12 protein-coding genes, 2 pseudogenes and 1 riboswitch are annotated in these 12759 nt (G+C 41.1%); of the genes and pseudogenes, 8 read left to right on the top strand and 6 right to left on the bottom strand.

Going from position 1 to position 12759, the window contains the following annotated elements; translation table 11 throughout:
- Nucleotides 1-6: 6 nt before the first annotated feature.
- Nucleotides 7-870 carry a DUF4249 family protein gene (locus CHL74_RS08695; RefSeq protein ID WP_094880778.1) on the top strand — a complete coding sequence of 288 codons (864 nt, stop codon included), beginning with the start codon at nt 7-9 and terminating at the stop codon, nt 868-870.
- Between the two features lie 88 nt (nt 871-958).
- On the opposite strand, the gene CHL74_RS08690 is transcribed toward CHL74_RS08695, so the two are convergent.
- Entirely contained in the window at nt 959-1204 is a 246-nt protein-coding gene (locus CHL74_RS08690) for a hypothetical protein (RefSeq protein WP_094880777.1), read from the bottom strand.
- Nucleotides 1203-1308, bottom strand: a riboswitch (SAM-I-IV-variant riboswitch). Its footprint overlaps the gene before it by 2 nt.
- 471 nt (nt 1309-1779) lie before the next feature.
- On the opposite strand from CHL74_RS08690, the gene CHL74_RS15555 reads away from it, so the two are divergent.
- The 5 genes and pseudogenes from CHL74_RS15555 to CHL74_RS15550 form a co-directional block, all read left to right on the top strand.
- Nucleotides 1780-2262, top strand: a complete 483-nt coding sequence (locus CHL74_RS15555) for an immunoglobulin-like domain-containing protein (protein ID WP_141241276.1) — start codon at nt 1780-1782, stop codon at nt 2260-2262.
- Nucleotides 2263-2281: 19 nt separating this feature from the next.
- Nucleotides 2282-3094, top strand: a complete 813-nt coding sequence (locus tag CHL74_RS08680) for a GLPGLI family protein (RefSeq protein WP_094880775.1) — start codon at nt 2282-2284, stop codon at nt 3092-3094.
- A gap of 28 nt (nt 3095-3122) precedes the next feature.
- Nucleotides 3123-5663: a carboxypeptidase regulatory-like domain-containing protein gene (locus tag CHL74_RS08675; RefSeq protein ID WP_094880774.1), complete on the top strand. Its 2541-nt coding sequence runs from the start codon at nt 3123-3125 to the stop codon at nt 5661-5663.
- A gap of 196 nt (nt 5664-5859) precedes the next feature.
- Entirely contained in the window at nt 5860-6825 is a 966-nt protein-coding gene (locus tag CHL74_RS08670) for a glycoside hydrolase family 5 protein (protein ID WP_176452209.1), read from the top strand.
- A 45-nt stretch (nt 6826-6870) separates the two neighbouring features.
- A pseudogene (locus CHL74_RS15550) lies at nt 6871-7068 on the top strand (DUF6930 domain-containing protein); the annotation flags it as partial.
- Nucleotides 7069-7109: 41 nt separating this feature from the next.
- Here the strand turns inward: CHL74_RS15550 and CHL74_RS08665 are convergent.
- From CHL74_RS08665 to CHL74_RS08655, 3 genes are read right to left on the bottom strand one after another with little or no spacing between them, the layout of a single operon-like run.
- The gene (locus CHL74_RS08665) at nt 7110-7448 is read right to left on the bottom strand and encodes a hypothetical protein (protein WP_094880772.1); all 339 of its coding nucleotides are present in this window, start codon (nt 7446-7448) and stop codon (nt 7110-7112) included.
- A 33-nt stretch (nt 7449-7481) separates the two neighbouring features.
- Nucleotides 7482-8561, bottom strand: coding sequence for an agmatine deiminase family protein (locus tag CHL74_RS08660; RefSeq protein ID WP_094880771.1), 1080 nt, complete (start codon nt 8559-8561; stop codon nt 7482-7484).
- Nucleotides 8558-9133 carry a hypothetical protein gene (locus tag CHL74_RS08655; RefSeq protein ID WP_094880770.1) on the bottom strand — a complete coding sequence of 192 codons (576 nt, stop codon included), beginning with the start codon at nt 9131-9133 and terminating at the stop codon, nt 8558-8560. The genes CHL74_RS08660 and CHL74_RS08655 overlap by 4 nt, the downstream gene beginning before the upstream one ends.
- A gap of 156 nt (nt 9134-9289) precedes the next feature.
- Between CHL74_RS08655 and CHL74_RS08650 the strand changes: the two genes are divergently transcribed.
- Nucleotides 9290-9505: a hypothetical protein gene (locus CHL74_RS08650; RefSeq protein ID WP_094880769.1), complete on the top strand. Its 216-nt coding sequence runs from the start codon at nt 9290-9292 to the stop codon at nt 9503-9505.
- Nucleotides 9506-9905: 400 nt separating this feature from the next.
- Here CHL74_RS08650 and CHL74_RS08645 read toward each other — a convergent pair whose 3' ends face one another.
- Nucleotides 9906-10433, bottom strand: coding sequence for a hypothetical protein (locus CHL74_RS08645; RefSeq protein WP_094880768.1), 528 nt, complete (start codon nt 10431-10433; stop codon nt 9906-9908).
- A 304-nt stretch (nt 10434-10737) separates the two neighbouring features.
- Nucleotides 10738-10962 carry a DUF3791 domain-containing protein gene (locus tag CHL74_RS08635; RefSeq protein ID WP_094880766.1) on the bottom strand — a complete coding sequence of 75 codons (225 nt, stop codon included), beginning with the start codon at nt 10960-10962 and terminating at the stop codon, nt 10738-10740.
- A gap of 320 nt (nt 10963-11282) precedes the next feature.
- On the opposite strand from CHL74_RS08635, the pseudogene CHL74_RS08630 reads away from it, so the two are divergent.
- Nucleotides 11283-12689: pseudogene (locus CHL74_RS08630) on the top strand (RecQ family ATP-dependent DNA helicase); the annotation flags it as partial.
- Nucleotides 12690-12759: the final 70 nt, after the last annotated feature.

The raw sequence follows: 12759 nt of genomic DNA, 5'->3' as shown, positions 1-12759 counted from the left end.
GAAAATATGAATAAGAAGACTGCTCTCTTTACCATCATAATGGTCATAGCAGGAATGCTTGTGGCTTGTGAGGCCGACTTTACAACAGAAAAAAAGAGTGAGATGGTGGTGGAAGGATGGATTGACGAAGGAGGATACCCAGTGGTTATCCTCACGAAGAGCCTTACCATCAGCGATAAGTATCAAAGGATAGACTCACTTGCACAATACCTGATACGCTGGGCGAAAGTGTCGGTTTCGGACGGAGAAAGAAAGGTGGTGCTGACAGGAAAATATGACTCGCGCTTCTTTCCGCCTTATATATACACCACCGGAAACATGCGTGGTGTAGCTGGCAAGACTTACACCCTGGACATTGAATATAAGGACTGGCACGCAACGGCAACCACAACCATTCCTGAAACGCATCCAATAAAAAACATAAGACTGGAACAATGTGCAGAATCAGACACCATGTTTCAAGTGAAACTGGATATCGACACAGAAAAAGCGCACAATGCATATTATCAGCTGTTCACATGTGAGGGAACCAACAACCGTCTGTTCGTGGCTTCGTATCTGGGAAGCATTGAGGGAGCTGCATTAAAGAAAGATAAGGAAATTACAGTATACCGCAGTCACAGAGTGGCAACGGGAAAAAAATACATCCCCTTCTTCTGCCTTAACGACACGCTCGCCATAAAACTTGCTCATATCGACAACGTCTCATACAATTTTTGGAGCGACTATTCACGCAACCTTACAATGGCAGACAATCTCTTCATGGCTCCTACGCACAATATCAGAGGCAACGTGAACGGTGCCACCGGATATTGGTGTGGCATGGGAGCAGATGTCAAATATGTTGTCATTAAGAAAGACAATGAATAAAGACAGCGATAATCTAACGATCTTTACAGTCGATTATGCCAAGAGCAGACGGCATCATCGACTTTCTATATATTGCTAATTGATTTTATTATCTGATTACCAGCCTGTTGTTGTCCAGCTCAACATGATGGGCAAAAGAAAGGGTTGTTCCGTCGAATACTGCCGACACGTCAATGCCACGGCGCACCAGCTCGTCAATAAGAGCCTGGTCATGGGCTGCACGCACGGAATTGAAGCCACGCTTTCCAACCTGGCTATTGAATGATCTGACAAGTGAAGGGAGTGTACTGGCTGCGAAACGCGCAGCGAAATCGTTGTAAAATGAATTGTTCATAAAGACTTGTTTTTGAAATTAAACTTATTTCCACATCGTACCTTGACCACCGTGGCTGTCGTGCTCGGTTGGTGCAGATTCTAATACTGCTCTTGATGTTTCGGGGGCAAAGGTATAAAGAAAAATGGGATGGGCAAAGAAAAAGATGGATTATTTCTGGCTGTGTCATTTTGTAGATAAACTAAAATACAATATATTTGCAAAATAAATTGAACTTTTCTCATAAGAAAAGAAATATACTATAAGAGTTCATATCTCTCTACATATTAAATTGTTAATTGCTGATAACTATGAGACTGAAGCCAAAACTACTCAATGCAATAATATTAGGATTGACAATGTTCCTTTCAATGCAAACAGCTTTTGCTGCTTGCAAACAGTCGTTTGCCGCTCAACAAAAGAAGGTAGCGACCATTAGCAAAAAGAGAGTTGTCAAGAGCAAGAAGAGAACCTATCGCAAGGCTTCGGCGCGTAAATATTCGCATAGGGAACTGAACTCCATTATGCGGATACTTGAGCGGAAGTTCCTGTCGGAAGACAAGACCCCGGCCTTGCGAAATGTTGTTGGATTTGGAATGGGATCCAACTCCATTGATGTTGCGCTCCGTTGGAACACGAAGGAGAAGCAGCAGGAGTTTCGTAGGCAGATTTACAACTCGCCCGCCATCAGGTTTGAGGGCAAGTTGGACCCTATCATCGACAACAGGGAAGGCGTGAGCATCTACCAAGGTATCTCCCTCAAGGCGGAGAAGCCTTCCTATCCATTGGGCACCACGGAGATCAGATTCACGATTACCAACCATAGTGGCGAAGAATTTGTGTATGGCGATGCCTATAGCATCACGGCCCAAGGAGCGGATGGCAATTGGTTTGTTGTGCCCACCGATTGCTCGTTCACGGCCATCGGTCATGTTTTAAGCGATGGTCAAAGCGGCACCATCACAGCCCATCTTTTTCCCGATATTCTGCCAAACAATCCTGGCGTCTATCGCTTCTTCTACGAAGAAAACATAGATGGCAATAAGGTGCTGCTTATGGCAACCTTTGAGTTGAAGTAAATAAAAAGAATTGTTGCTTATGAAAATACTCTTCAGTTTATTGGCATTTTGTTTATTTGCCTCATGCGTCCATTCCCAAGAGGTGGTGGACACGGTAAGTGTGCGTGTGCAGTATCGTGCATTATATAAACACACACATGAGCAAAAGGAAGCGTATGATGATATAAATCTGTTGGATATAGGCAGTCATTCGTCTCGGTTTTATAGCCAACGGTTTGAGCAGTTTCTGCATCAACGCGACTCTGTAAAGAGTGTGAATACCGACCCTATGAGCTATTTGCAATTCTTGGCAAATACGTTTGGCTCTAAGAAAGGACGCGAGTATGAAGTTTATAAGCATATTCCGCAGAGGGGCACTCTCACTTACACGGATGTCCTGCACAATGATTTTTTCTTCAGTTATGAGGAATCCATTCCGACCTTTACTTGGGAACTTGCCGAGGGTGATACTATTATTATAGGTTATCCCTGCCATAAAGCCGTTTGTCAGTTCCGCGGACGCACTTGGACTGCATGGTATTCGTTGGACTTGCCTTTTGATAACGGTCCATGGAAGTTAGGTGGTTTGCCAGGACTCATATTGGCTGCTTCTGAAAGCCGACATGAATTTTCGTTTGTAGCTACAGGAATAGAGCAAATGCGGCAAACTGCAACTATCTGTTTTCAACCTAAACGTTATTTGCGTTCTACTCCTGTCAAGTTTCAACATCTGCTTGAGGATTACTGGAAAGACCAATGGAATACCACTAACCGCTTGCAAGGTAGCGAATATAGCGAACCGCCTAAGGCACAAAGGACTTTCAATGCCTGTTTAATGGATAAATACGAATAAGTGATATGCAATAACCATTTGGTAAGCAATGAGATATGCCATATTTTTCATACTTCTGCTAACCAACCTTTCTCTCTCTGCACAAACCTTCACGGGAAAGGTGAAGGGTAAGAAAGGAGAACTCTTGGTAGGTGCCTCGGTTGTGGCATCGACTGAGAGCAAGTCAACCGTGGCGTATTGTCTCACAAGCGATAAGGGTGAATATAAGCTGACTATTCCTAAAGGGAAAAATCCTGCAAGCATAACGGTAAGTTATATTGGTTATCAGAAAAAGACAATGCCGTTTGCTGATTTGAAGGACGGCATGACTATCACGTTGGTAGAAGGTGGCTTCAAGCTAAAGGAAGTAAAGATAAAAGCGGAGCGTATAAAGAGTACGGGAGACACGCTCACATATTCGGTTGCAGGTTTCCGCCAGGGGCAAGACCGAAGCATAGCTGATGTAATAGCAAAGATGCCAGGTCTTGAAGTAAAAGCTGACGGCAAGGTGGAATACCAAGGAACACCTATCAATAAGTTCTATATCGAGGGACTTGACTTAATGGGGTCGCAATATGGCGTTGCCAACCAAAACATCTCAGCTGATAAGATAAAGAGTGTGCAGGTGTTGGAGAATCATCAGTCGGTGAAGTCGTTGCGTGGCGTAGCGTTTAGCGAGCAAGCTGCTCTCAACCTTGTATTGAAAGATGATGCCAAAGCTGTTTGGACGGGGACGGCTGACATTGGTCTTGGTTGTGGCGATGATTTTCTTTACGACTGCCGACTGATGGGTATGCGTTTCAACAAGAAGTATCAGACGCTTATGATGTACAAGAACAACAACATCGGCAAGCAACTCGATAATGAGGTGCTCGACCTTGCTGCATTGTTGAAAGGAAGAACAGGTTCTGAATCGGGCTTTCTCTCAATGATGTCGGTTGCAGCTCCCGACCTTGCAGACAACCGCTATACTTTCAACAATAGTCATCTTGTAGCCGGCAACTGGCTTTGGAAGACTGGTAAGGATTCGGAACTGCGTGTGCAAGGCAATGGATTTATAGACAAGACCGACATGCAGGACTATAATTCATCCACTTATCTCACCCTTGCCGACATGCCTGTCATCGTTGAGGAGCAGAATGTCAGCAACACCCGAAGCGAATGGAAGGGTGAGGCTAATTATCAGTACAACAGCAGCAAGAGTTTCGTCAAGAACAACCTTAAAGGTTATATTGACTTCAACAAGAGTGTCGGCACGATGATGTACAACGGACAGCGCACCGACATGATGGTGAAGCCGCACAAGCGCAGTATTACTGAGGATTTTCAGATGTCGCACACAACGGCAAAGGGCAACATATACAACGTTGAAAGTTATTGGACCTATAGCTATCTGCCAGGACAGTTGCTCACTATTGGTGGAATGACAGAACGGCTGAATCTCGGTTTCTTCTCCACACAGAATGAAATGCAATATAAACTGAAAGTCGGCAGACACTATCTCAACAATGAGTTGGGAGTGAACTACGACTATCAGAGCATTGGTGTGGCAATGGACGGGGAAGCGGAGAAGACGAATGTGTATCAGTTGCTTCGCACGTATTGGACTCCTTCCATGTCGTTCCTTTTCGGAAAGCACAGGATTGGAATAAAGTCGAAGATAAGTTATGCCCGTCAGTCTTATCGTGAATCAAGAAGCAATCATCTGTGGATAGACCCTTCGGTCAACTGGAATTGTAAGGCAACTGTTGTTTCTGAATTTTCGGCTAATTTTGGTTATGCGAATGCTCCATTGATGGGAAGGTCTATCTATGACATTCCTATCTTCACAAGTTATCGCACGCAGAAAGTGAATAGAGGCAAGATGGATGCTACTCACTCCCTTCATGCAACTGCAGCATATAAATACACCAATCCTGTGTCGGGACTGTTCTTTAATATTCGTCCTACATATAATAGAATGTCGGGAAACATCCTTTACGAGAGTGCGATGAACGGCAACATCTATACCATGACTGCTACAGACAAGGAATATGCCATGCAGACAATAGGCATTTATGGTCGTGTAAGCAAGTCTTTTGGATGGGCAAAGACACTAATAGGTCTTGGTGCCTCACACAACATCACAGATTATAGTATGCTTGTGTCGGGCATTGTGAATGATGCACGTATGAACACAACCGCTGTTTCGTTCGACTACTCATTGCGTCCAGCGAGATTTCTTTCTATTGAAGGAAAGTCAAATGTGAACATTTACAAGCAGAAGAACCTCACGTCTTCAGAACTCTCCTCTGCCCCCACGTCCGACTGGGAACATTTCCTTAAACTATATGTTTTCCCTGCCAAAGGATGGATGCTGAGCGTGAAGAACGAACTCTTCCATACCAACGACAAGAGCATCGGCATAAACCACTTTCTTGACTTTGCCATTGCCTACAAGGCTAAGCGTTGGGAGTTCTCTGTCACAGCAAACAACCTTATTGGAACTTCAGAGTTTGAACGAAGAACTCTCGGCAACACAATTGAGTCGTATAGCATAACCCGTCTTCGTCCAAGAGAAGTGCTTGCAAAATGGAGTATGGATTTGTAACAAAAAGAGCGGATTAGACAAGAACGGTAAGGCTCCCATCATGCGACGCATCACGGTGAACAGGACGAATGAAACAAGAACATTACGCTTACTTGGGGTTAAAAGATGTAAAAAGGATACTTTCGTTTTTAACTTCAACCGTTTTAGATGGTATTTATATTGTGACTATGTCAGTAAAATAAATATTAATAAAATCATGAGAAGATTATTTATAAGTCTGATGCTGACTTTGACAGCATTCATAGCAAACGCCCAGCCTTCTGCCATCACTCCACAAGACTATCAGCAGATGCTGAAGAAGGGAATAGATGTAGATTGGTGGGGAAGAAGTGAAAAAAATAAATATGGTGCCTATTCGGAAACAGCAGTAAAGAGATTTGCCCAGCAAGGTATCAAGCATGTAAGATTCCGCCTACATCATTATCGTTTCACGGATGAGGATTTCAAGAGACTGTTTTCGCAGATAAATACCTGCATGCAGAATGACCTGATTCCAATTATAGCCTTCTCCGCCAAACCTTATAAGGAGAATCCAAATGCTGAGGAGCATGAGAAAGTAGTAAAGTGGTGGAAGATAATGGCTGAAAGATGCAAGGATCTCTCACCAAAGGTTTCGTTTGATTTGATTGTAGAACCTTCGGACAAAGTAAAAAAGGATGTGGCTGAACTCAACTCTCTTTATGAGGATTGTGTGGCGACCATTCGCAAGACCAATCCAAAGCGAATCATCTTTATAGCCCCTCCAAAACTGTCTCATCCTGAAGGTCTTAAATACTTGCAGACTCCTTCGCAGAGCAATAGTTATCTGATGGCTGAATGGCATTTCTATGCTGCAGGTCCCAGCAAGACCAACAACAAAAAACGCTGGACTTCAGGTACGGCAGAAGAAAAGCAACAGATAAAGAAAAGTATCAAGGTTGCAGTTGATTGGCAAAAGGAAACTGGTATTTACACCTGGGTTGGGGCTTGGATGCCTGGAGATTATAACAAAGACGATAATTATAGTGTAAAGGAACAGATAGAATTTGCTTCATTCATGACGAAGCAGCTTGATAAGTACGGGATTCCCTTTGCTATTAATTCTGATGATAAGTTTTACGATTATCAAGCAGAAAACTGGATATCCCAATATAAAGATTTGCTGGATAGTATATTCATGTAATATAGCAGAAGAAGCTCTGCGTGCAACTATCCTGACAACACACAAAAGTTGCTTACACAACTCGCCAACCATTTCTGCATGCTCGGAATACATCCCGAAAAAATCATAGTAAGCGACAAGCTGACCTTCGCTCTCATCAGTGATTTCTGCAATAAATGCAACATAAAACTGAAGAAAGTCGATTCTATGCCTGAGCTTGACTATGCCTGTGACAGCATGTTACTATACATGATGAAGTTATAATGTAGTTGCTAAAGGGCATCTTTAGCGGCTGTTCATTATAACTACAATCTCTTCATCACCTGTCTCCAAGCCGAACTTATTCCCGGCGACAGAGGTTCGCAGCTTATCATATTTAGTGTTTGGCGCAGTTCATTAAGCAGTTCGGGCCAGTATTTCATCTGCTCGTAAGCAAGCTTGATGCACTGCGCCCTTATTGCATAGGGCGACTTGGGGTCGGCAAACATCCAAACATTGTCGTCGACAGCGAAATGGGTAAACGTCCAAAGCGCATTGACAGCCACAAGGCGGTCGTCGTCAAGCATAAGCTGATAAAGCAGTTCCTTTAAACTATTGTTTTGCTCACCCTGAACAAGCAAGCAAATGTCTTTTATCTCGTCCATGGAAAGACAGTGTACTTACCTGGCCACTTTGTATTAAAAACCATAATACAAACGATCCAAATCCCTATTATCATTCTCTAGTTTTTTAGGATAATAGTCACCAAGGAATCGGATTTCATCAAAGCATACACTCTTAGAGTCTTTCTGATACTTCTCTATAATAGAAATGTATCTTTTGTCATTCTCTATATCGTGATGCAATTTGGACATATCTTCACTAATTGTCCATGAACAACAATTCAAAGCTCCACCCCATTTCTCGATGAATACTTTCATCTGAACTTGATAAATTCTTCCTTTATAATCTGGATATAAAGCAATAAAATGACTCATTGCTTCATTATCAAGTTTTGTATTGCCAATTCCTGGAACAATAATAACATCACGCGTCTGAAGAGCGTTGATATATGCCCAACTTAATTCGTTATATTCAGAAAGATTCAACTCTATAACATAAAAATGTTCCATCAATACATTACGCATTAGAGTCGCAATACCATCATCATATACAGAAAGATTGGTTAACACTACAGGTTTCCCATCTTTTTGTACACCGACAAATCTTAAGATACCATCCGTATGCCCACAAACATCCTTTTTATCCCATGGTAGCCATACTATAATTATTTCACCAATAGTTGAATTACATTCTTTAGGTTTGAAAGAATCCCGAATTTTAGATTCTATCTCCTTTTGAGACAATCCTTCGTTTTCTATCATCACCTTGTCTGTCATTACAATAAAGGATTTAGTGGTGTAAGTATTTGGTTGTTCTATTTCGCCAACAACAATATTTCCACCATCTATAACCAAAGAAGAATGATTGACAATAAATTTATTTCCAACCATCTTCTTCGTCACTTTGTCTACATCAGTAATGTATTTTTCCTTTCCTTTTAGATAGTCGGGATTGTATACAAATTGGGAGAAACGATCACATGCAAATTGTATCGGCATATAATCACGACACCAATAATCCTTAGTTAAAGGAAGCGTTTCATGCGCTACGTTATTAGCATCCAGAATTTCACAAACATCCTTATAGATATTGGGATAATCAGTACGTAGCAACTGTGAAAAAAACACTTTGTCTTTATATTGTTCTGTTATCATAGCTTTTCAACTCGTTTAAATCCCCATAATCTGTTGTCGTTTATATTGATTCGCTGCATAGGTTCTGCATAGCCCGATGTTTCATCAGGCTCATCTATCCATTCTATACAAAACTTACCATTGCTTAGCATATTTGCTCCACCAAATAAATCATACCAAAAATCATGAGGAGCCCAATTTTTTCTTTTTTCATTATTCTCCCATTCTTTTTCCCCAGGCACAATGGCTTTATAGCCTCTGATCAAGAAAGACGCATGGTATTTCTTCTGTGGATCATCAAACAAAACATCAACGCCCGATGGATTTGGACATACAGCACCTAAAGCATAACCAAATTCATCTTTCCCTTTCAGATATTTTTTTTCATCTTTAATATTGCCATCATCCTCATGGTAATAGAATTCGATGCAGGTCAACTTTAGCTTATACGCATCCTTACAACCGCCATTAATAAGGAAATAGCCAGAGAAGAATGCTGCTTCAGCTATTTTCTTAAACTCTTCAAATAGGTTCGCTTCACAACCATCAGCACCTTTGAAAGCTTTTAATACTTGAAACAATCTTGATTCCATACTTATTGTAATTATCGTTATTCCTTAAATTAGCAGACTTATAATTTTACAAGAAAGCAAGACATTGGCTAACAATAAATTATCCAATGCTTGCATATGTCAGGAAATTCACTTACCTTAGTGCTGCTTAAAACTTAAATAAAGAATATCCGACATATGGCAAAGGTAAACATAAAATCTGAGAAAATCACTCCTTTCGGAGGCATTTATTACGCAAGCAAGGCTTTTTATGCGCTTTCACTTGACAAAGTCATCAACGTTTGTCTTCCACTTTATCGTCGTATGCGCCAAATGTACAAGGACGGCAAGAAGATGGACGGCACACCGTCCGACACAATATTTGCATTTCTAACGCTCAATACTATGAGTTGAACGCACGAAGAAATCTTTGGTGCGAAATTCTTGGGTTTTGAGCGTTTGGAGCTATAACGCTGACACACAGCCGATTATGTGATTTACAAGAAAAATGCGTAAACAAACTGGTTGTAAAAGTGGCTCTTTTAAGGTGTCATAGTGCTTGTTTTACCTCCCAATACTTCAACTATTACCTTGCAACAGCGCCTCTTTGAGACTGTAAAAGTAGCACTTTGAGGGCACTATTGTTATTTTGATGGTCATCAAGGGTGTTTTTTATGCTGTAAAAAACTATAAAAACAGCTTTATGATTCTCTATAATTGATTTTTATTTTGTAACAGCTTTTTACTCTTTGTACGATATTTGCATGACGGACATGAAGACATGTTTTTTTGACAAGAAGACATGTTCTTCGTGTCAAAAAACACCTGTAAGGCATTTCTTCATCACCTGCTGCCAAGCCGAACGCAGCCCAGGCGATAGCGGTTCGCAGCTTATCATTTCGAGAGTCTGGCGAAGTTCGTTTAGCAGTTCGGGCCAATGGCGCATCTGCTCGTAGGCAAGCTTGATGCACAGGGCTCTGACGGCATAGGGCGACTTCGGGTCAGCGAGTCGCGTCAGGCAGAAATCAATGAAGTCGGTACGGATGGCTTCTTCATCGAATGGTTGGCGAAGAAGCAGAGTGAGAATAAGGCGGAGCTTCGTCACGTCTTGCTCCGTGATGGCACGTTCGATAAGCTGGTCGTGCTTGGCAAACAGCCAAACATTGTCAGCCAACGCAAAATGCGTGAACGTCCAAAGCGCATTGACAGCCACGCGGCGGTCGTCGTCAAGCGTAAGCTGATAAAGCTGTTCCTTTAAACTATGGTTTTGCTCGCCCTGAACAAGCAAGCAAATATCATTTATCCCGTCCATGGAAAGACGGTGAGAGAGGAGGGATTTCATGAATCTATTTTACTATACCTGTTTCTATCTCGTTTTCTAAATACGAGAACACATACACCGAACCTTCGTAGTACAAACCACAATCTGGGTTGCACAAACGCTTATAGGTCTCGGAAGAATACAGTTCATCAAGTGCCTTCTTCATATTCCACCCATATTTTTGCATCAACATCTCAACCAACTCGGTAGAGAGGCATTCTATCTGAAATTGGATATCTTCGCTCATAACAGCCAAAGTCCTTGCCTTTACGTGATCGACATAAATCTATCTTGTCAATCACAACGTTGCTGCCATGATATAAAGTCAACATCCCAATCGTCCTCCATTCTTTTGGCATAACAACATTATATCCTCTACAGCATCCTCTATAGAAAGAGTATGCTCTGCTGCATAACAATCTATAAGGAAATCTATTCCTTTAAACCTGCGTAAATAGGCGTATGACTGCGCCAATGTCAAACTAAAACGATTGGCAAATGCTCCTACACAGCAATTTACATATTCTATGATATTATGAGTCAAATCCATATATTTCTAAAGTCAATTGATTATTCTAAATATCATTATCTCAGCGCAAATCTACAACAATTAATCCAAAAAGCAAAATCTTTTTTGGGATAATTATTGCTGTTTGGAGTTATAGTAGAATGGATTATCTATAAGATATAGAAATCATATCCCAACTTAGCAGATAGAGAAAAAAGAAGTAGTACTATGTGGCAAGACAAAATGTCATTAGAAAAAACTGAACAAAATAATACGTTTCGTTATTCTATTTTTCGATTATTCTTTGTACATTTGTCACATTAATATATATATATTAATATTACACCTTAAAATAATAACCTATGCTATCTACACTCAAAAGATATTTTGGATATAATTCCTTTCGCCCTCTACAAGAGAACATTATACGCCATATACTTAGCAACAAAGACTGTCTGGTGTTGATGCCTACTGGCGGTGGAAAGAGTATCTGCTATCAGATACCGGCATTGATGATGCCTGGTACGGCTATAGTTGTTTCTCCTCTTATATCTTTGATGAAAGACCAAGTAGAGAGTCTACGTGCTAACGGCATTGCTGCAGCTGCTCTAAATAGTAATGCCTCAGAAGCTGAGAATCATGATATAGCAGAACGTGCATACAGAGGTGAATATAAATTGTTATATGTGTCGCCTGAAAAATTATTATCAGAGATTCAATATGGTATCTTCAGTAATTCTCATGGAACAGAACCAACTGGTTCTCTCAAAGTTAGTATGTTTGCTATAGATGAAGCTCATTGTATTTCTCAATGGGGACATGACTTTAGACCGGAATATACTCAGCTTGGTAAGCTAAAAGAATTGTTTCCTAATGTGCCTGTTGCGGCATTTACAGCAACTGCTGATAAAATTACTAAAGAAGATATAATACAGCAACTCCGTTTAGATAAAGATGAAACAGGAGAAGTGAAGATTTTTATATCATCTTTCGATCGTCCAAACTTGTCGCTAGATGTTCGTCGTGGCTATTCTGCAAAAGATAAGTTGCGCTTTCTGCTTTCGTTGATTGCTCGTCATCATAACGAGAGTGGTATTATATATTGCATGAGCAGGAAAACTACAGAAATGGTGGCTGAGAAACTTCAAGAAAAAGGTATTCGTGCCAAGGCTTATCATGCTGGACTTTCTGCTAAGGAGCGAGACGATGTTCAAGAAGCATTTATTAACGACGAAATAGATGTGGTGTGCGCAACGGTTGCTTTTGGTATGGGTATTGACAAGAGTAATGTGCGCTTTGTTGTTCATTACAATCTGCCGAAAAGTATAGAGAGCTATTATCAAGAGATAGGACGTGGAGGACGTGACGGACTTCCTTGCGAGACTATTCTGTTTTATCAAGTAGGTGATCTTATAATGCTTAGAAAGTTTGCAGAAGAAAGTGGTCAACAGAATATCAATAATGAAAAGTTGGATCGTATGCAGGAGTATGCGGAGAGTCAAGTGTGTCGACGAAGAATTCTGCTCAATTATTTCGGAGAAACAATGGATCATGATTGCGACAACTGTGATGTTTGCAAAAATCCTCCTCGTAGATTTAACGGAACAATACTTGTACAAAAGGCTCTTTCCGCCATCATGCGCACTAAACAACAAGTAGGATTTAAACTGCTGATAGACATTCTTCGTGGTGCTTCTAATCAAGAGGTTTATGGCTCATCCGATAAAGTCCGTGGCATCCCTACCCAAATATATCAACGATACATGATAGATTTTCCGTAAAGATGTTTACCTTTGCTGTATGAAAAATGATGTCAGCATTAATATGTACAAGGGACTT

This window comes from Prevotella sp. 885, from assembly GCF_002265625.1.
GTDB lineage: Bacteria > Bacteroidota > Bacteroidia > Bacteroidales > Bacteroidaceae > Prevotella.
The sequence above is the reverse complement of the archived record's forward strand: the minus strand, read 5'-3'. Positions and strand labels throughout refer to the sequence as shown.